Here is a 19,540-nt window from a genome sequence, read left to right on the forward strand (position 1 = left end):
CGTTATTTGATTATTTCATTTCTGGTTTGCTGGCAATGAAGCATCCATACTGCATTGCACCGGTCTCGTATGCCTTGAGAATGGTTTCGAACCGATCCAGAAACATAACTGTATTTTGATCGATGAGTTTCGCCAGCCAGCGAACTTTTGTTTTTTTGACCCGTTGATGACAGATTTCCCAGGTCTGGCTGACGCGATTGGTCCAGTTGTGGAAATTATGAAATTCCAGACCAGACTGCTCAATCCAGGTTTGATAATCAGCGGCGGTCCCCAGTGAAGGGCAGAAGAAACCTTCACAGACATCGTAGACGTTTTGTTTTGCATCATCGGTATCAAGTTGATCGCCAGCCAGCCAGGCACAGATAATCATGCGTCCTCCAGGCCTAAGCCAGGAGGCTGCTTTCTGGAAAAAGGCTGGTTTATCAAACAAGTGTTCTGTGCACTCGATGCTCCAGATGACATCAAAAGATTCCGCAGGAAATTCTGCTGTCTCAGCATCCTGGCAGAGGAAGCGGGTGCGACTGGACTGTCCGCGAAAAAACGCTTCCAGGCTGGCCCAGCGTCTTTGAACAGGACTGAGTGTGATCCCCGTGACGTTACACTTGAATGCCTGAGACAGAAACATGGATGAGCCTCCCATGCCACAGCCGACATCAAGCAGGTCCTGACCATCCTGAATCTGTATCAGTTCAGCCATCGTTTCCGTCAACTGTTGTTGCGCCTTGGCAGGTGCGCGATATCTGTCCTGAAGATTCTCCGAATTCGCAAGTTCTTCATCCCATAGTCCGTGATGAATATGGCGTCCCCAGAGCAGACGATAGAACAATGTTGACAAGTTGTAGTGACTGCGAATCACTTCCTTCTCTACTGTGGGGCAACTAATCATTCTGTCTTACCGTATTAACTGTGTTGTCGCGAAAGAAAATTAAGGATTAATGTTATCTGGCCACGTCAATTTCACCATATATTTTTAATTGATCTGTAACGCCGACTGCCCCAAAAGCCTTACTGAAGGGAGTGATTCCATAGTGCGACTGTAAAATGGAGAAGTTGCCTCGCAGGTGATAGGAGTCTTTTTTCTCTGTCACTTCTGCGACAATGTTCATTTTTCGTGCCACTCCGTGCAATGTGAACTTACCGCTTAGCTGGTAGAGCGGTTTGCCGGAACTTGATTTCTGTTGCAGCGGAAGTGCCGAATTGACTTCGAATGTGGCTGTCGGATATTTCTGCACATTAAGCACTGCACTCCCTAGCATATTGGCATTCACATCTTTCTGGGTCGATGCAGATGTGGTACCGCTTAAGCCGATATATTGCCTTGCTTGAGCAGTATCTGCCCGCCAGGTTGTCATATCGAAAATAATTTCACCCGCATTGCTGCGGACTCCGAGGTTCAAGGAACCCGATTTAATTTTACCTTCCACGGCATGCTCATGTCCAAAACCGGTTTTTCCCACATATGTGTAAACGCGGCTGGAAGATGTATCGATACTACCTGTTGGAACCGGGGACTGTGAGACTGAGTTTCGTGACAGGTGCTGGATTACCCCTGTCAGGACTTCTCCCTGAGAACTGCGAGCGGAAATGATCCAGATCAGGCAACAGCTCAAGCTAATGGAAATCAACCACTTCTGTTTTTTATCGAGAATTGTCATCAGTCAATCCTTGTCTGTGTACTTATGTCAGTAGTGCAGAGAGGCGGATGTCTTACCAAAGCCTCCAATTTGCGGCGAAAAGTAACAACTATTGATATAGTAGTAAAGGCCGGTTTGGAAAATTCATAAAGACCCTCGCTGAAATTCTCTGATTGATGTTTGGGTGGGGAGCCGGAAGACTGGTTTTAACTGAGCTTTAGAGTCGTTAAACTCTGTTCAGAAAATAAACTGACTTTCTTCTGTAATGGGTTAATCTGTGAAAGACTATCGGCTGACGCCTTATGAACTGGAACTGATGGATGTGATCTGGGATCTCGGAGAGGCCAGCGTCCAGGATGTTTGTGATGCATTACCACGGGATCTGGCCTATACAACCGTGATGACGACCCTCAGTCTTCTGGTACAAAAAAAGAAAGTCTTGAAAAGAGTCAAAAACGGCCGTGCTTATATCTATCAACCCGTGGTCTCGCGAGAAGAAGTCTCACGCTCGATGCTCGGCCAGATCAAGCAGGTGTTGCTGAAAAACTCGCTGCCGAGCCTCATGTTAAATCTTCTGGAAGAAGAGAATATTTCAGCAGACGATATCAGCGCTCTCAAAGAGGCAATCAGGAAACTGGAAAATCAGTAGCCTGCCCCTTGCTGATGATATCTCATCAACAGGTTGATCAAGCTTACTCGCTGCCTTAATGAGAGTGGGGCTGCACAAAGTGAGAAAAGTAATTCATCTGTGTGCCTTATCCAGGTCGAGAGTACTGTCTACGGATTTTCTCTCGCTATCTCATTCATAACCCAATTTACTTTTGAATGGTTAACAGACAACCTGGATATCGCATGACCAGGCATGATGGCGATTCTTGAAAATATATGCACGATATTGCGTCTGAACTGCAAAGAGTTGCATGGAATCGTTGTCTCATACTGCTCACCTCCGAACTCTATAGCTGGAAGAATCGCAGTCAGCTAAATGAATTTGTATGTTTTTATTACTGATATTTCAGGCTCTCACTGAATCTTTCCATCTTCAGTGAAAGAATTTTTGCTGCGCCGGTATGCCTCTTGCAAGTAGAGGCAGTTAATGTCAGATCGGGAAGACTGACATGCTTTCGAATTTCAATTATCGGTATCAAATACTAATAGATAGATCTGAATCGGGTAGTCTCTCGATGGTGTGCCCTGACCATCTGAGAGCGTTTTTAAACAGGGTATGTGTAAGGCGAAGCAGCTACCCGTTTTCAGGAGACAAATAAAATGGATTCCACATCATTGTCAAATACCTGTCAGTGCGTGAAAGAATCACTGAACCATGGAAATATGGAATTTGTGGAAACACTGCGCTGCGAGCAACAGTTACTGGAGGAAGCTTTAGGCAGGGGCGACACTTCTGCCATTACAAGCCCTGAAGAATACAAACAGAGTTATATCGAGCAGTTAGGGGCTCTGGGAGAAATTCCACCACAAACTCCTCGTGCCGCTGTTTTAGCCTGCTCTGATGCTCGTGTCCCTGTTCTGGATATTTTTAATCAACGTCCCAATGAGGTTTATGAAATCCAGTTAGCAGGAAATGTGGCTTCTGCGGAATGTCTGGGGAGTCTGGCGCACGCAGTTGAAAATCTACCGACACTTGAGGGAGTTGTTGTGCTGGGGCATACAGGTTGCGATGCTGTAACTGTAGCCGTAGATCAGTTTCTTTCTCCACGACCGGAAATCACAGCAGCAGACAGCTCAATCCGATCCCTTGTCAATTCCATCATGCCGTCCATCGAAATTGCTGCATCAGCACTGGGGAAGAAGACGCGGTTTCTTTCTGGAAGTGTGCCCCGTTTCACGCTTGACCGAAATAAGCTGATCAAAACCGTCGTATTTGTGAATGCGGCGGCGATGGCCTGGAAAATTCAGGAATTTGTCAACAGGCTGCAACGTGTTGTCCCGGTCTGGTATGGCATCTACGATCTGGCATCCTGTCGAATTCTGCATGTGGACCTGGAACGTCGCGATGGCTCCCTGCTGTTCGGTTTGGGAAATGCTCCCGGTGTGATTGACCTCGACGATGTCGCCAGCAGTATGGCTCAGTATCTCTCAAAAATGGATAACTTCGATGCTGCCAGGTTCTCAACAAAATCACTCGGGCCGCAGGAAAAATCTACCTGGGATACCCTTTCGATGAGGGAGCGAACTGCAAAAACATAAAACGATGTGATGTTAGAATACGGCTGAAAAACTTCACCAATGAATGAGTGGACTGTAAGCCGGACGACTCTCCATTTCGTTCATTTTATGCCTCAGCCACTCATTCATTTAAAACCATGTTGTTGTAAAGACCATTGAGTAAATAAGAAGAATCAGAGAATGATTCTGGTTCAATTATGTTTCTACTTGCGGAGTAAAACAGTTGGAAGATTATGGTCGTCGAAAAACTGTTTTGTTTCGCAAGATAAGAGGAGTCGTGTTCCGTCGTGCTGGTTCCTGAGTTAATCAGTTGCGCATTACCAATGCCCACGCAAGTGGGGGGTTCAGTCTTGTTCCTCGACTGGATATTTCGTAGTTTGCCGGTCACCTTCATGTGCTTACTTTGGCGGGTAGCTAGCATGATGGGTGGCTGGCGACTACGTGCTTAATCCGGGAGTCTGAACTTCGCGGCGGACACGTTCCTGTTATCTCAAGAAAAGCAGCCCTGTAGATTACTTACAGGGCTGCTTTTTCTATTTCTGCAGATGTTTTTAAACTCTGCCCTGAGACCAGATAATAATACCCAGACGTTGTCCACTCTTTTTAAATCAGACCGAGAGGACGGGACTTCCGCAGTATCGAGAATTCAATACGACGACTAGAAATACGTTTACATTTACTAGTGGATGGTAATCGGGATGCAGTGTTAGTCCAGAGGAGTAGCTTGTGAGCAAGCTAAATCAATGCGTTCGAAGAAATGAATCGCTAATGAGCCTAAGACATCAGAGGTAACATTTTATTCAAGCGATATGAATCAGAAAAAGAGCTGGTTCAAGATAAACCAGCTCGAGAAGAAATACTCTGTGTGAGTGAAGCAGCTCTCAGTGATTCAGGCTGTGGTTGTGATACTCTGGAGAAGCAGGAATATTCAGAAATCAACCTGTGCACGAAGGGCAAAGATATCTGCATTCGAATTATCCACGACAGGTCCGTAAACGGCTGGACTGCTGTGAAGGAATGAATGAATATAGTTGAATTGAAATTTTGTGAACTGGTTCAGATACCAGTTCAGGCCCAATGTTAAATCGGTCATTCGACCACCCTGGATTGATTTGTCATTCAAGTCAATATACGACCAGCGTCCTGCAATTTCCCACGCGCCACAGCCTCCATCGCGATTGAACGGATTGAGTGGTTTGACACGTCCAAAAACACCCCCCTTGCGGTTATAAGCCCGAGATTCTCCCGTCAGGAAATAGCCGAAATGAGCGTACGCTCCAGAAAAGGTGTCGACCTCGCCATTTCTCTGTTGCACGATGGAATACAAGACTTCTGATTGTGCATAAAATGACCCGATTGCATATGCGAGTTCAGCATCGAACAGGTGATAGTCCTGGGCAGAAATCAAACCTGTGTCGACAAAGGGAGGCACGGCGCTCGGAACTCCAACCGGAACATTGGATCCGCCAGCCTCTGTCACGAAGACTTCGGGCTGGTTACGGTATTGAATCAGATTATTGGCTGGGTTGGCATAACTGTAGTCTGCCCCGATATGGACCAGCCCGTTTCCATCCCCATTGTCAACGAGGAGATGGGTCAGCCGAGTGGCGAGTCCATAACCGCCGCTGTCACCGATATTCCCACCATAAGGGCCCGTGGGATATCGGAATCCTGAAATGGCGTAGGTTGACCGTTCGTCTTCTGTATTTCCGAAGTACATGGCACCAATCTGTCGGAATGGTAGAAAGGCGAAAGGGAGTGCGCGTTCCAGGAATGTCAGCTCTTTTACACTGGTTAATGCATCCATACCTATCGGTTGACGGTATTGACCGACGCGTACTGTATTTCCCCCCAGGACGTCTCGCACTTCCAGCCAGACATCCATGAATGAAGGGCGACCGGGAAAGGCGAAGTCCATTTCAAGCATGTAGCCTATATTTTCCCAGGCATCCCCAGTCGCAGCCAGACGGGCACGACGAAAATCAGCTCCGTTTTGAACATCTCCCACAGCCTGTATGTTTTTACTGTCCTGGCTGAACCAGACAGCATCTGCCTGGAAGAAGCCAGTGAGTCTGACTGTTGGGAAATCCTGCGGAGCATTTGAGTCTCCGAACAGGTAGGGAGGCAGATCAGAATCGTATTCATCCGGAGTTTCCATCATGGGATCCGTTGCGGGCGGCGCGAGATTCTGAACTGTCATGATCTGCTGCGACTTTAACTCATCGATCTGTCGCTGAAGATCTTGAAGCTGAGATGTGAGGTTTTCATTTGTCCCCTGTATCTCAGGCAACTCAGCTTGAGTGGAGGAGACAAAAAAAACAAGCAGGCCAGCTATCGCGACGATCCATTTTGAGAGGCAACGGGAGATTTGTGTAGGTTGTTTGTCCGCGATTTTTTGCATTGCAGAAGAGGATTTTGTCCCTGAATTGTGATTCCTGATCATGGCTGAGATTCCAATAGGGGCCATTCGATGTTGTGGATAATTTACCGCCTGGCATCAATCAAGACGGTTCACTATCTGATTTGGATTGCGATTTGCATTCCATTGATTTTAAAGACGGCAGGATATGTAAACTTTTCCTTTTTTATCGGTTTGGCCCTGAGCGAGGCTGAATTTTTCCTGCAAAATTTCGATTCTGCAGTTTTTGATTAAAGATATGCTGCAATGTCCTGCAGGGTGTCTGCAATAAGCTGCACATGAAAGGGTGGGTTAAGACGAGGGATGAATTTAATTGAGAAATATCATAAACTGAATATAATGCCTTGTGAGCAAAATGATTGCGTTAAATCCATCGAGCAGCAAATGCTTCTGCCTTCCCTCCTCGGTGCACCTATGAGTATGACCTGTCTTGTTTCAGTCCATTCCGGATGCTTTAGTCTGGATATTTAGCCGGGGGCCGGAGTTCAACGGATGTTTCATGTTTACGAAACGCGGGTCAGCCGCGGTTTTCAACTGGCAATCGGGGGGCTCGCTTTACTGAGCCTTACCGGTCTGGTGGTGACGCTCTGGATTCTGGTCGATTTCCATCACGAGCAGGAAATCGTTGCTAAAATCATTCGTCATCTGCCCGACAGCGATCTGGCTGTTGCCCGGGAACTGGCGGGGGAACTGCGATTTCAGTCGCAATTATCGATTCTGTTGTTTCTCAACATTATTGTGACCGCCATTGCTCTAGTTCTGTTGGTGCGAGCTTATCTCAACAGTGAGCGATCTCTCCGTGAAGTCAAAGTGATGGCCAGTGATGTTCTGGCTAGTATGGATCAGGGAGTACTGACGACGGACCGAGATGAGATCATCACAAGTATTAATCCCCGCGGACGCGAATTATTGAGCCTGGAAGAACCTGTCATTGGTCGCCCACTCTCGGATGTGGGGGTCGAACATACGCTGTTATGCGTGATCTGCAGTCACGTGAATGCCCATCATTCGCCAGTTCGTGACTGTGATTACACGATTAATCGTGATGGTCATGAACAGACTCTCAGGGCGGGCTGTAGTTTGTTGCGGAATGAACGCCAGGAAGAACTAGGGACCGTGCTCCATGTTCGTGACGTGACGGAACGCGCTTTAATGGAACAACGCTTACGTCGCATGGAGCGCTATGCAGGTCTGGGCTCTCTTGCAACCGGGCTGCAGCATGAAATCAAAAATCCACTGAGTGCGCTATCACTCCATGTTCAACTTCTTGAAGAGGCATTAGAGAGTCAGAATCGATCTGACGAAATCGATGAAATGCTGGAAGTCATTCAAACCGAAGTCAAGCGACTGACTTCAGTACTCGAAGGGTTTCGTGATTATGCTTCGATGTCAGAACCAGGACGATCCCGTGTTGATTTGACCGCATTAATCAATAAACTGGTCCGCTTCATCAGACCACAGGCTGAGCAGCAGAAAGTGAAAGTAGAGGTGAAGCTGCCGCAGGAAAAGCCTCCAGAGATCATGGCTGATTCCGTTCACATCGATCAGGTACTTTTGAATCTGGCACTCAATGCTATACAGGCGATGCCGGGAGGCGGGGTACTGACCATCGGTCTGAATCAGGAGGGGGACTGGTTGCGAATCAGCATTACCGATACCGGGAAAGGAATCCCTGCCGAACTACGTGAGCGAATATTTGATCCTTATTTCACGACGCGGCACGAAGGGACCGGCATGGGACTTGCACTATGTGAGAAGATTGTACGACAACACGATGGAACAATCGATTTCAACACGGGGCCGAGTGGTACCTCGTTCTCAGTTTTATTGCCAGCAAGTGGGACAGCATGAATACAGACGGTTTCGGAATTTTAATCATTGATGATGAGCCCAACATTCGCTCCGGGCTTGCAAAGGGGCTGGCGAAAGAGGCAGATGTTCTGGAGACAGCCCAGGATGCTGAGGAAGGCCTCGCTAAATTTCGAGAGGGGACTTATCAACTGGTCATCGCCGATGTGCGTTTACCGGGTGAAATGGATGGGCTGGAACTGATTGAACAGATCCTCCGCAGCAGTCCCCAGACAACAACCATCGTGATCACCGCCCATGGTACCGTGGAGACGGCAGTCAAATCGATGCGGCTGGGGGCATTTGATTTTATCACCAAACCGCTGGATCTCGATTTGATTCGACATCAGGTCCGTAAGGCCCGCGAACATTACCGACTGCAGATTGAAAACCGCGAATTGCGTAATCGTCTGGTTAACGCTGGAGAAGTTTCCAACATCATTGGTAACTGTGCAGCCATGCATGATGTGTTCCAGCAGATTCGCCAAGTGGCCGCCACTGATGCTACAATTCTAATTCAGGGAGAAAGTGGTACTGGAAAAGAGTTGATTGCCAGGGCCGTCCATGATTTGAGCAATCGGAGTAGTGGCCCATTCGTGGCTGTCAATCTGGGAGCAATGCCGGAAACGCTACTAGAGAGTGAACTCTTCGGTCATGAAAAAGGATCTTTCAGTGGAGCGACGCGACAGAAGCCCGGATGTTTTGAACAGGCACAGGGCGGTTCCCTGTTCCTGGATGAAGTGACAGAAATGCCTGCCAAAAGTCAGGTCGATCTGCTCCGCGTGCTGGAAACTCAACAATATATGAGAGTAGGTGGTGAAGAGGTTCTCACCAGTGATGCCCGCATTATTTCAGCCACGAACAAAGCTGTCGAGCCTTTGATCGAAGATGGAACCTTCCGTGAGGATCTGTTTTATCGCCTGAATGTTATTCCCATTCATATCCCCGCACTGCGTGAGCGTCGCGATGATATTCCTTTGTTGATTGAGCATTTTCTGACACATTTCTGCCAGCGGCATAATCGACCGTTGAAGACTGTTTCACCAGAGGCCATGCGCATATTCGTGACTGCCCGCTGGCCCGGTAATGTGCGCCAGTTACGAAACGTTATCGAACGGCTGGTAGTTACACTACCGGCAGATTTGATTGAAGCTCCTGATCTGCCTGTGGAGTTGAGTCCTACTACTGCCTCTGACTCCGCGCATGTGAAGACACTGGCAGAGGTAACTGAGGACGCTGAAAAAGAAGCGATCACGACGGCACTCGCAGCCTGCGATTATCATCGTGAAAAGACGGCCAAGCTGCTGGGGGTCAGTGTGCGTACGCTGCACTACAAAATGAGTCGTTACGGTCTGCATTAAAAACGCGTTTATCAACGATCTTGATTGAGCTGAATCCCCGTTGGCGGGAGCCAGCCTCTGTCAGGTTTCAGGCCAGAATCTCTGTGATAACTCGGGGTTCGTTACCGACACCAGTCAGGCGTTCTTTCAGTCCATTGCGTTCGATGAAAAGCTCTTCATGATTCAGACCAAGCAGGTGCAGCATCGTGGCGTGCCAGTCTGGAACACTGACCCGGTTTTCCACGGCGGCGAATCCCAGATCATCGGTTTCACCTAGAATCAGGCCCCGTTTCACACCACCCCCTGCCATCCAGGTGCAGAGCGCGTTTTTATTATGATCGCGGCCTGATTTGCGTGCATCTTTATCGGGGGACAATTGAGCTATGGGGAGCCGACCCATTTCTCCCCCCCACATCACCAGAGTCTCATCCAGGAGTCCGCGCTGCTTGAGATCCTGCAGAAGTGCTGCAACTGGTTTATCTGTTCTCCGGCAGGCTGATTTCAAGCTGGAGGCGATCGCATTATGTGAGTCCCAGATCTGGCTATTAATAAACAGCTGAATAAAACGAACGCCACGTTCGGTAAGCCGCCGTGCAATCAGGCAGCGACGCCCGTAAGATTCCGTAACCGGTTGATCAATCCCGTACATTCTCTGTGTCTCAGCCGTTTCCTGGGAAAGATCAAGTGCATCGGAGGCGGCAATCTGCATGCGGGCAGCCAGGGCATAGGTTGAAAGTCGTGCTTCGAGTTGATGCTGGTGCTGGTGTCGGCGCTGGTGAATCTGGTCCAGGCGCGAAATCAGATTGCGTTCCAATTCTGAAACTGCCGGTGGGCGCTCAAATTCCGGTTTCAGATTCAAGACAGGTGAACCGGTTGCACGAAAACGGGTTCCCTGGTGTTGTGCAGGCAGGAAGCCTGCCTGCCAGTTTTCGATACCGTTGACGGGCAGTCCCAGTGGATCATCCAGTACAACATAAGCGGGCAGGTTATGGTTCTCACTTCCCAGTCCATAGGAGACCCAGGCACCCAGGGCAGGGTGACCAGTGAATTCGCTGCCTGACTGAATTTTGTAAAGTGCCGGCTCATGAGTCAGATTGGTCGTATACATCGAACGAATCATCGTGATTTCATCGACCTGTTTCGCCAGGTGAGGCATAACATCAGAGACCCACATTCCCGATTCACCGTGCTGGGCGAATTGGAACGGACTTTTCATTAATGCTCCCGCACGTTCCGGAAATTCGACCTCGCCTGCGATCTGTTTGAAGTGTTCTTTGCCGTGCAGTTTGTCGAGCATCGGTTTGGGGTCAAACAGGTCCATCTGGCTGGGACCGCCATTCATAAACAGATGAATGACAGATTTGGCCCGAGGTCTGTGGTGAGGGCCGGATAATATTGGATGTTTTTTTGTTTCTGAAGCTGTAGACTCAGCATACAGGTCCTGCTGCAGGAGCCAGGTTAACGCAGCGCCCTGGAGTCCCGTTGCGACTTGCTCAAAAAAACTGCGTCTGTTTACATGATTTTCGCTCAGGTGTTCCTGTTTCATGTCTGACATTCGTTCTCTGAAATATTCAGTTTGAGGCTTTCTGATTCAATCGATGTATTGGAATTCAGCCAGATTGAATATCGCGTGACAGTAACTGCTCAATGCTTTTTGAACGCTGTTTGAGGAGCTCTGCTTATTATTCAGTTGTGTATTCCACTTTTCTTCCAGCAACTGAAGCGTTTCCAGGCCGATCCTGGTTTCCTCAGGATCTGGTTCTCGGCCCAGTGCTCTCAGGTAGATTTGCTGGATCTGTTGCTCCCTGTCGTCACCAACAGTGTTTTGAATATTTCCAGCTAAGTAGACCGCAAGCTGGTGGATCATCTCGTTATTCATGAGATGCAATGCCTGAGGAGCCACCAGCGATTCCCCACGCTGAATACAGTTAGGTCCCATTTGAGGGAAATCAAAGTTTTCCAGTAAGGTGGGGATTTTGGTGCGACGCTGTAAAACGTAGATACTTCTGCGCCATCCAGCTTTACCCCGCCGGGATGTCACCAGACCATCGGCGCGTGCCTCAACCGGATCAGCTGGTCCGAACGGGGTTTCGTCCAACTGGCCGCAGATTGCCAGAAGGGAATCACGGAGAACCTCCGCTTCCATTCGTTTGAGTGGCATTCGGGACAGAAGGCTTCCCGTAGGGTCGAGTCGGGCTGCTTCGTCGGAAATGTCAGAAGACTGCCGATAAGTACTGGAGGTGACCATCAGCTTGTGAATGGCCTTCATACTCCAGTTCTGGCGAACGAATTCGGTTGCCAGCCAGTCAAGGAGTTCCGGGTGAGACGGGCGCTCTCCTGCACGGCCAAAGTTTCCAGGTGTATTGACAATACCCCGTCCAAAATGATGTAGCCAGATTCGATTGACAATCACCCGTGCTGTCAGGGGGTGATCGGGTTGAGTCAGCCAGCGGGCGAAGAGCAGTCGACGACCGATGGGCTTTCCATCAGGAGATACTTGATCAAATTTAATTGATTCATCCGCACTGGTTAAGACAGCAGGGACACCTGGTTCGACCGGTCGACCCGGCGTGAGATAGTTTCCTCGTTTATAGATATAGGTGGGCGATGGGGACTCTCGGGACCAGAGGGCGCGAATCCGAGGGGCTGGCCAGTGTTGGTCCTTCAGGTCGGCGATCTGTTTTTTAACTTCTGTACTTTTCTGTTGATAGTCTGGTTTAGTCGGATCCAACTGGGTAAGTTTTTTTTGTAGTAGCCCCTGTTGTCGAGACAGCTTGCGTTCGTGTTCCTGATATTTCTGATGTTCTTCCTGGCTGACATGAGACAGGGTACGAGGGCCCTGTGATTTTAACCAGTCATGTTCGTCATAGGCCGCCTTGAAAATAGCTGTCAGGCGGTAATAGTCGCTTTGCGGAATCGGGTCAAACTTATGCGAGTGGCAGCGGGCGCATTTGATGGTCAACCCCATGACGGCTGAACCCAGGATCTGAATTTCATCTGAGATGACTTCAAGTCGATCCGGTACGAAATTGGTGATGTTGGCGAAGGTTCTGTCGGGAGCTGTTCGCAAAAAACCGGTGGCTACCAGGCAGTCATAAACTTCGGGGGTGATATTTCCGGACTGGTAATCGACAAGTTCGTCGCCGGCAATCTGTTCCTGCAGGAATCGTGAATAGGGTTTATCCTCATTCAATGCGCGGATCACGTAGTCACGATAGCGATACATGTGAGGACGCAGCTTGTCTTCATTTTGCGCACCTTCCGAATCTGCATATCCGACGACATCCAGCCAGTGTCTGGCCCAGCGCTCACCATAACGGGGGGATGCCAGCAGGCGGTCAACCAGGTTTTCATAGGACTGGGGATCTTCATCGTTTAAAAACTGGTCGATTTCTTCCGGAGTGGGTGGCAGCCCAGTTAAATCAATCGACAGACGACGGATCAGCGTGCGTTTGTCTGCTGGAGGAGCTAATGTAAGCCCCTTGTCCTCGAGCTTTTTTATAATGAATGCATCAATGGGATTCTGCACTCGGTGCTGCTGTTTGACATGAGGGGGCTCAACTCGAATCGGAGGCTGAAAAGACCAGAATTGGCGATCATCTTCGCTGACGAGAGTCTCTGATTCCGTCATCTCAGAATCATTAACCTCGGGGAGCCCCAGCTGAATCCACTGGGAGAGTCGTTCCAGCTCATTCGCCTCCATCGGTTTGACACTGACGGAGACCAGTTTCCGCCTGGGAGGCATCTCGGCAGCTTTAATGCGTTGAATCAGCAGGCTCGCTTCTGGATTCCCCGAAACGACTACCGGGCCAGATTTGCCTCCCTTCATAATGGACTGCCTGGTCCTCAGGTCCAGGCCCGCCTCCTGGCGGCGGCCTCCGTGGCAGGCAACACAGCGGAGATGGAGCAGAGGGATGATATCATGTTGTGTTACCGCTGGTATGGCTTTGACGGACTCCCTGAAATGGGCTCCTGTCTGAATCCATGCGCGAATTGTCTCGCGTTCTGTTGCGCTGAGACGGTCTTTTTCTTCCGGAGGCATTTCATCAGCCTCGATCATCTGGAATAACAGGCTTTCATCAACAGCGCCTCCTTGCAGGATACGTCCAGATTCGCTGCCTTTAAGAATTCCCCGGGGAGTGCTGAGATCCAGTCCCGCTTTTTTTTCGCTGGGACCATGACAGCGCACGCATTTATTATTCAGAATGGTGCGAACACGGTTTTCGTAGAGGATCGGGGAATCAGGTTCTGCTGCATGAGAGAGAATGGGAGTGCTGACCAGAAACAGCAACATCAATCCCGTTGAGATGGCTGTTGGTCGAGAAGGCATGCAGGATATTTTGATCAGCGGCAGAGAGGGCATGTCGAGATGCTCCAAAAATCTATGAACGCTGCAGTAAGACTATAGTGTATTTTTGCTCATTTAAGAGACAAATACAAGTCCCAGATGAACGCAGCAGACAGACTGCCATAGCAGATGGCACAGACAATCAGGGCACCACGCCGCCAGATGGGGGGCCTAAGTTGTTGTGGCAGGAGTTTTGTGTTGATAATCAGGATCTGAATCGCCGCAACAGCCAGGACAGGACCTGCTACAGCGCCCAGGATTTTAAACAGGGAAATAGCGTGTCCCCAGTGTACGGCAAACAAACCCCAGACTGTGGCAATCATCAGAAACAGATAATAGAGCCGACTGACATTCATCTTACGACGTTCCCGCAACTGGGGGCTGGCTACCCAGACGATATCCGTTACCGTTCGAATGAGCACATCGGTGTTACTAAGGTGAGTTGACATCAGCACCCAGAATCCGTTCAACAGGGCCAACCACCAGAAACCCGTCCAGAGTTGTTCTGCCATGAAACGTGCCTGAAATGCTCCCGCAGCCAGATGCTCCATATTAGTGTTTTCCGGAATGACTGCGGTTGCGAGATTCACATTCAGTAACATGCCGACCAGGCAACCCAGCCCCCAGAGCCAGACCTGGTCTGCGGAGACGTATTTCCACCAGGAGCGCCAGTGATTCAGGTTTTCCTCAGTGAGGGGAAATACTTTTCCGACTGGCGAGAGCTGCATTTCACTGTGGCTGAAAGCACTTGTAATCGATCCAACTTTGGCGCCCATGCCGAAGCCTTTATCGCGATACCAGTTGGTTATTACCAGATTACCGATGCCCCCGGAGCCAGCTGTTGCTGCAAACGTGGCTAAAAGAAGCGGATCCAGGTTGGCAGGGAGTGAGCCAAACTGGACAAATCCAGAGAGTGTTTTTAACCAGTGTGACAAGGGAACAAACAGCAGGTTGACGGTAATCAGAAAGGAAAAGATGAAGGTAATCATCACCCAGGAAAAGTACTCCAGCATCCGCTCAATTGTTTTTCCTGAGAGTAGAATAGCTACCGTAATCGCAATTACCAGGTAAGTCAGCAGATGAAGTGACGTCGCATCTCCGTCACCCGCTATCCGACCCGCAAATGTCGCGAAGAGGACTGAGGCGCATCCGGCTGCCAGAGCCGGCACTCCCAGTTGCGCTACGGTAGCAAAGATGTAGCCACTCGCCCAGAACTTAGATCCGGGACGTAAACGCATAATACCTACCAGAATGGGTTCTCCGGTATAGAGTGTGTAACGAATTGCCTCCAGATTAAATAAAAGCTGAAGAGCAATCGCGACTGTTGCAATCCAGAGAATACTCATACCGTATTTGACAGTAATCGTAGGACCAATCAGCCACTCGCCACCACCAATGGAACCAGCGAGCAGGATGGCCCCCGGGCCGATCGTACGAAACAGATTGCGAATCGAAAAAGGAGGTGGGGCTGGTAGATCCTCTTCGCTCCAAGGAGCGAGATCGCCAGTGATCCTTGCAGATTGAGGACTAATGTTGTTGCTCATTTCAGTCTCGCTGATACCCTCAGTGCTTTGTTTCCGTGTTTTCAATATGGCATGACTCTAACATATTGTTAAACATCAGCAAGATTTTATTTGATTCCTGTGTGGCGCGGAGTCTCAATTTGAAGTTCGCGCCTGGTTGTCGGTCTTGTGATTTGCCATAATGATCACAGGCAAAGAATTGTCTTTTGAGTCAGTTAATAAAACAGGGCATCAGTTTTATGAAACATTCGATTATTGTTGCAGGTGTTTGTGGGCTCTTGTTCGGTGCGGGACTCTTTGCAGCCGAACCCCAAACGAAGTCGATAAATCAAATCGAGCGTATGGAAAAGATTGCCGATCTGGCGCTGATTCCTCCTGCTTTGAATACGTCTCCACTACCTGAATATGGCTACGATAAGCTCGATTACGGCATGACGATTGGGATTGAACGTACCCCGGGAGGGCGTCTCTGGGCCTGCTGGGTAGCTGGTGGGGATAGCCCCAAGGCGTTTTTTGTGCTGGCCACAAGTGATGATGATGGAGAGACCTGGTCACAACCCCGTTTGGTCCTCGATTCACATTCAACTGATTTACCCATGGATCGCAGTATTCTAGTAGGAAATCTCTGGACCGATCCTGAAGGACGTTTGTGGCTGATATTTGATCAGTCAATGCATATGTATGACGGGAGAGCTGGGGTCTGGGCCACCGTTTGTGATAACCCTGATGCAGACGTACCGGTCTGGTCTGAGCCGCGTCGTATCTGGCATGGGGTCACACTGAATAAACCAACGGTACTCTCTAATGGAGAATGGATGCTGCCGATTTCCCTCGATCAGCGGGAAGGGTTCGGTCCTTTCAAGGGATGTTTTAAAGAACTGGATCCTGTGCGAGGTGCAAATGTGTTTGTATCCACTGATAAAGGGGTAACCTGGAAACGCAGGGGAGCCGCCCGGTTTCCCAATCCGGACTGGCACGAACACATGATCGTTGAACGTAAAGACGGTACTCTCTGGATGCTGGCCCGGACCAGTAAAGGTATTATGCAGACAACATCCCGGGATGGTGGACTAACCTGGGCGAAGCCTTCATTACCTCCCCAGATTAAACAGCCGAATGCCCGCTTTCACATCCGCCGGTTAACCTCGGGGCGACTACTGTTAATCAAGCATGGTGATAAAATTGATGCCCACAAAGGCCGGGTTCAATTAAGTGCCTGGTTATCAGAGGATGACGGCATGGCCTGGCAAGGGGGGCTGGTACTGGATGAGCGGAAGGGAATATCTTATCCCGATGGATTTCAGGCACCGAATGGAACAATTTATATTTCGTATGATCGGAACCGGTCCACTGATGGAGAAATATTGCTGGCCCGCTTTACTGAGCAGGATATCATGGCTCGCAAACTGATCGGGCCGAAATCCCGACTCAAGATGCTGATTAGCCGGGCGACTCCTTCCGGAAAGTCAAAAGCTGACTAACCCAGTTGGCTGGTGGTTGCAAACTCAAAATTCCTGAGCCGCTCCAGTCTAAATCTGAAAATCCGTTCGACATCGCCTTGCACAAACAGGCGATTGATGAGAGCACCTCCATAAACGGAGTATGTCACATGGTCCCTGGCCAGCGTACCATCGGTCTGTTCTTCAAATGTGTGTAGATGCCTCCACAGGCGATAGGGGCCCTTCAGTTGTGTATCGACAAACCGGACTCCGGGGACCCATTCAGTGATTTCTGTCCTCCAGCGAAGCGGGATTCCGTGCAGCTTGAGTTGATAGTCAATTAAGGCACCAGCCTGCATCTCAATCGGCCCCGGGGTGATGATTTTGAAATTCAGCCAGGGAGGGGTAATCGTCTCGAGATTCTCAGGTTGCGCAAAGAAGTCGAAAACATCCTTGATGGGGCAGGGGATGAAGATCTCAGTTTCCAGTTCATAATTCCCCGAGGGATTTCTTCTGATATTCAGCATGTCTGTAGTGATCCTGCCAGGCTTGTCGACGTGAAGACAAAAAATGATGTTTCAGGGATTGAAATACGCCGTCAGCCGACTATCAAACTGACAGTAAAATACCTAAGCATACATAGTGATTATTGTCCTGAGTGGTAAAAAGAGTAGGGTTCTATTATCAGATTTGTTGAATCCCCCTTCTGGAAATGCTGAACTCACATAATATTCCTGGCACACTGTGATTTAAAAATTGGAAGAAGTTATGTCTGTTACTGTTGGCGATGCACAAAACTATGTGATACTGGGGGCCACTGGATCCGTGGGATCTGAACTCAGCCGACGTCTGGTTAAAGCAGGGCATAAAGTGATGCTGGGAGGGCGTGATCAGGAGAAACTGAACCGATTATCCACGGAACTGGATTCTCCTGCATACAAAATCGATGCCGCTCAGCCGCAGACTATTGATGAATGCCTGAAACAGGCAGAAGCGAATCATGGAAGTGTCGACGGCGTTGTGAACTGTATTGGTTCTGTGTTGTTGAAACCCGCTCACTTGACCTCAGATGAAGAATGGGCTCAAACGCTTTCCGTGAATCTGACATCCGCTTTCATAACCGTTCGGAGTGCTGCTCAGGTCATGCGTAAGAATGGTGGCTCGGTTGTTTTGATCTCATCTGCTGCAGCCAGAGCTGGAATCGCAAACCATGAAGCCATTGCTGCTGCCAAAGCTGGGGTTGCCGGTTTAACCCTGTCAGCAGCCGCCACCTATGCCAGTCGAGGGATACGAGTCAATGCTGTGGCTCCCGGTCTGGTCAAATCGAATATGACTCGTCATTTGTGGGAATCAGAAGCTGCGGAAGCGACTTCGATTTCGATGCATGCCCTGGATCGACTGGGGGAGCCAGCTGATGTCGCTTCACTGATAGAATGGCTGGTGAATCCGGAGAACAGTTGGATGACGGGTCAGATTCTGGGAATCGATGGTGGGTTGGCTTCTGTGATTCCACGACCGCGACAGAAGAGTGGTTGAAAAAAATGCCTGACAAGAATTTCGGTTTCTGTCAGGCATTTTATATTTTTAGAGTTTGTCAATAGACTTAAGGAGCCAGCTGATGTTCGCCATCTGCAAAGTCCTGGTGGCAGGCGTTGCAGTTTTTCAGCATGGCTTCGTAATGCTTGCGGGCAACTTTGAAGTCTCTGGCTTTCGCTGCTTTGTAAAGCAGTCCGCCTTCCTTACGAACATTCACGCTGTGAGTATTCCAACTGGTGCCGTTATCTTTCGGCTCATGCAGAAGCAATAAATTCCCACCTTCAGCCAGGATGAGGGCATCTGATTTGATGGATTTCCAGGCCTTGCGGTTTTCAGGTTCTGTCGCGATGGAGTGCTTCAGCCGTTTGTAGGTCGGCTGGAAGACATATTCCATGAATTCGTGCATATCGGGTTCAACGGGCACACCCGCTTGCGATTTCTTTGAATCTGGTCCCGCGAGAGACTGTGTTGACTGTGACCATACCAGGGCTGTTCCCAACCCCAATAGAACGATAGATCCGAACAACGATTTTCGATTAATTCTATGCATTTGATTCTCTCTAAATTTAAATGAAACGATATATCAGATTGGATATTACATTTCCTGCAGGCTTAACCTGTCAGGATGAAAAAATTACAGCTGACTCTGAGTAAGGCGATGTTAGATCAATTGAACATTCAGTTGCAGAAAGAGGGGACAGCCGATTTCTGAAAGGTGATGAATCGGGATTGATGTAGTCTGACTTACTGCATGGTCATCTACGTTACAAAGGATTCGCCTTAGAGAGTACGATTCGAGTTGATTTTCTTGATTGAGTGGTTTCTTACAAGCAGCTTCATTTTCTTCCACTACTGGAAATGCATTAATTAAACCTGAAATGGGCAGTGGCAGGGATGAATGGGAGTGCCAACTTCTGAGAAGAGGGGGAGAGTGGTCGCATGCATGGTAAAGTCGTAGATGGGTGGCGAGCTCAATTTCAGCCATCCCCTGGTGTGAATGCCCACCCGGGAGGGGAAAACAAATGGAAAGCAGAATCAATGCAATTATCAAAATTCTGCTGGGGACGTAGGTCATACAAATCGCCTGATGGGTCTCGGTAAATCGTTCGAGTTTATTTCTCAGATGACATTTTCGTCAGCTTAAATTCTAATTATCCCTGTCGCTGATCACAACTGATTCCCGTCTGCACTTCGTGAGATTCAATTAGTCAAGACGGGGCTGACAGGTTCCTTCCGCCGTTCTTTGCTCAGCAAAGACTGGTGTAC

The 19,540-nt window shown here is 49.2% G+C and carries 14 protein-coding genes; 6 read left to right on the top strand and 8 right to left on the bottom strand.

The annotated features are described in order from the left end of the window. Positions 1 to 10: 10 nt before the first annotated feature. Entirely contained in the window at positions 11 to 886 is an 876-nt protein-coding gene (locus tag HG66A1_RS07660) for a class I SAM-dependent methyltransferase (RefSeq protein ID WP_145181686.1), read from the bottom strand. 52 nt (positions 887 to 938) lie between these two features. Then, positions 939 to 1,655 (bottom strand): YceI family protein, encoded by a 717-nt coding sequence (locus HG66A1_RS07665; protein ID WP_145181689.1) that lies wholly within the window; start codon positions 1,653 to 1,655, stop codon positions 939 to 941. A gap of 256 nt (positions 1,656 to 1,911) precedes the next feature. On the opposite strand from HG66A1_RS07665, the gene HG66A1_RS07670 reads away from it, so the two are divergent. Both HG66A1_RS07670 and HG66A1_RS07675 read left to right on the top strand, forming a co-directional pair. Beyond that, positions 1,912 to 2,283, top strand: a complete 372-nt coding sequence (locus HG66A1_RS07670; protein WP_232106772.1) for a BlaI/MecI/CopY family transcriptional regulator — start codon at positions 1,912 to 1,914, stop codon at positions 2,281 to 2,283. A gap of 620 nt (positions 2,284 to 2,903) precedes the next feature. Continuing rightward, on the top strand, positions 2,904 to 3,842 hold the full coding sequence (locus HG66A1_RS07675) for a carbonic anhydrase (RefSeq protein ID WP_145181692.1): 939 nt from the start codon (positions 2,904 to 2,906) through the stop codon (positions 3,840 to 3,842). Between the two features lie 907 nt (positions 3,843 to 4,749). Here HG66A1_RS07675 and HG66A1_RS07680 read toward each other — a convergent pair. Continuing rightward, on the bottom strand, positions 4,750 to 6,021 hold the full coding sequence (locus HG66A1_RS07680) for an OprO/OprP family phosphate-selective porin (protein ID WP_197997029.1): 1,272 nt from the start codon (positions 6,019 to 6,021) through the stop codon (positions 4,750 to 4,752). 711 nt (positions 6,022 to 6,732) lie between these two features. Between HG66A1_RS07680 and HG66A1_RS07685 the strand changes: the two genes are divergently transcribed. Both HG66A1_RS07685 and HG66A1_RS07690 read left to right on the top strand, forming a co-directional pair. Then, positions 6,733 to 8,091 carry a two-component system sensor histidine kinase NtrB gene (locus tag HG66A1_RS07685; protein ID WP_145038236.1) on the top strand — a complete coding sequence of 453 codons (1,359 nt, stop codon included), beginning with the start codon at positions 6,733 to 6,735 and terminating at the stop codon, positions 8,089 to 8,091. After that, positions 8,088 to 9,449 (top strand): sigma-54-dependent transcriptional regulator, encoded by a 1,362-nt coding sequence (locus HG66A1_RS07690; RefSeq protein WP_145181699.1) that lies wholly within the window; start codon positions 8,088 to 8,090, stop codon positions 9,447 to 9,449. Before HG66A1_RS07685 ends, HG66A1_RS07690 begins: the two co-directional genes overlap by 4 nt. Positions 9,450 to 9,516: 67 nt before the next feature. On the opposite strand, the gene HG66A1_RS07695 is transcribed toward HG66A1_RS07690, so the two are convergent. The 3 genes from HG66A1_RS07695 to HG66A1_RS07705 form a co-directional block, all read right to left on the bottom strand. Further along, positions 9,517 to 10,983 (bottom strand): DUF1501 domain-containing protein, encoded by a 1,467-nt coding sequence (locus tag HG66A1_RS07695; protein WP_315851634.1) that lies wholly within the window; start codon positions 10,981 to 10,983, stop codon positions 9,517 to 9,519. Between the two features lie 36 nt (positions 10,984 to 11,019). Continuing rightward, positions 11,020 to 13,758 (bottom strand): PSD1 and planctomycete cytochrome C domain-containing protein, encoded by a 2,739-nt coding sequence (locus HG66A1_RS07700; RefSeq protein WP_232106774.1) that lies wholly within the window; start codon positions 13,756 to 13,758, stop codon positions 11,020 to 11,022. 89 nt (positions 13,759 to 13,847) lie between these two features. Then, positions 13,848 to 15,320 carry an Nramp family divalent metal transporter gene (locus HG66A1_RS07705; RefSeq protein ID WP_145181705.1) on the bottom strand — a complete coding sequence of 491 codons (1,473 nt, stop codon included), beginning with the start codon at positions 15,318 to 15,320 and terminating at the stop codon, positions 13,848 to 13,850. A 218-nt stretch (positions 15,321 to 15,538) separates the two neighbouring features. Here HG66A1_RS07705 and HG66A1_RS07710 point away from each other — a divergent pair, with 218 nt between their 5' ends. Continuing rightward, positions 15,539 to 16,780, top strand: coding sequence for a sialidase family protein (locus HG66A1_RS07710; protein ID WP_145181708.1), 1,242 nt, complete (start codon positions 15,539 to 15,541; stop codon positions 16,778 to 16,780). Here HG66A1_RS07710 and HG66A1_RS07715 read toward each other — a convergent pair. After that, a complete protein-coding gene (locus HG66A1_RS07715) occupies positions 16,777 to 17,265 on the bottom strand; it encodes an SRPBCC family protein (protein ID WP_145181711.1) in 489 nt (162 codons plus the stop codon). The genes HG66A1_RS07710 and HG66A1_RS07715 overlap by 4 nt on opposite strands. A gap of 241 nt (positions 17,266 to 17,506) precedes the next feature. Here HG66A1_RS07715 and HG66A1_RS07720 point away from each other — a divergent pair, with 241 nt between their 5' ends. Continuing rightward, the gene (locus HG66A1_RS07720) at positions 17,507 to 18,274 is read left to right on the top strand and encodes an SDR family NAD(P)-dependent oxidoreductase (RefSeq protein WP_145181714.1); all 768 of its coding nucleotides are present in this window, start codon (positions 17,507 to 17,509) and stop codon (positions 18,272 to 18,274) included. A gap of 67 nt (positions 18,275 to 18,341) precedes the next feature. Here HG66A1_RS07720 and HG66A1_RS07725 read toward each other — a convergent pair whose 3' ends face one another. Then, the gene (locus HG66A1_RS07725; RefSeq protein ID WP_197997030.1) at positions 18,342 to 18,698 is read right to left on the bottom strand and encodes a cytochrome c; all 357 of its coding nucleotides are present in this window, start codon (positions 18,696 to 18,698) and stop codon (positions 18,342 to 18,344) included. Between the last annotated feature and the right edge of the window lie 842 nt (positions 18,699 to 19,540).

The organism is Gimesia chilikensis (genome assembly GCF_007744075.1).
Classification (GTDB): Bacteria; Planctomycetota; Planctomycetia; order Planctomycetales; family Planctomycetaceae; genus Gimesia; species Gimesia chilikensis_A.

What these genes read in the sequence shown, in the direction of transcription:
- HG66A1_RS07660 (WP_145181686.1), bottom strand. Translation starts at nt 886, where the DNA reads ATGATTAGTTGCCCCACAGTAGAGAAGGAAGTGATTCGCAGTCACTAC.
- HG66A1_RS07665 (WP_145181689.1), bottom strand. Translation starts at nt 1,655, where the DNA reads ATGACAATTCTCGATAAAAAACAGAAGTGGTTGATTTCCATTAGCTTG.
- HG66A1_RS07675 (WP_145181692.1), top strand. Translation starts at nt 2,904, where the DNA reads ATGGATTCCACATCATTGTCAAATACCTGTCAGTGCGTGAAAGAATCA.
- HG66A1_RS07680 (WP_197997029.1), bottom strand. Translation starts at nt 6,021, where the DNA reads ATGACAGTTCAGAATCTCGCGCCGCCCGCAACGGATCCCATGATGGAA.
- HG66A1_RS07685 (WP_145038236.1), top strand. Translation starts at nt 6,733, where the DNA reads ATGTTTCATGTTTACGAAACGCGGGTCAGCCGCGGTTTTCAACTGGCA.
- HG66A1_RS07690 (WP_145181699.1), top strand. Translation starts at nt 8,088, where the DNA reads ATGAATACAGACGGTTTCGGAATTTTAATCATTGATGATGAGCCCAAC.
- HG66A1_RS07695 (WP_315851634.1), bottom strand. Translation starts at nt 10,983, where the DNA reads ATGTCAGACATGAAACAGGAACACCTGAGCGAAAATCATGTAAACAGA.
- HG66A1_RS07700 (WP_232106774.1), bottom strand. Translation starts at nt 13,758, where the DNA reads ATGCCTTCTCGACCAACAGCCATCTCAACGGGATTGATGTTGCTGTTT.
- HG66A1_RS07705 (WP_145181705.1), bottom strand. Translation starts at nt 15,320, where the DNA reads ATGAGCAACAACATTAGTCCTCAATCTGCAAGGATCACTGGCGATCTC.
- HG66A1_RS07710 (WP_145181708.1), top strand. Translation starts at nt 15,539, where the DNA reads ATGAAACATTCGATTATTGTTGCAGGTGTTTGTGGGCTCTTGTTCGGT.
- HG66A1_RS07715 (WP_145181711.1), bottom strand. Translation starts at nt 17,265, where the DNA reads ATGCTGAATATCAGAAGAAATCCCTCGGGGAATTATGAACTGGAAACT.
- HG66A1_RS07720 (WP_145181714.1), top strand. Translation starts at nt 17,507, where the DNA reads ATGTCTGTTACTGTTGGCGATGCACAAAACTATGTGATACTGGGGGCC.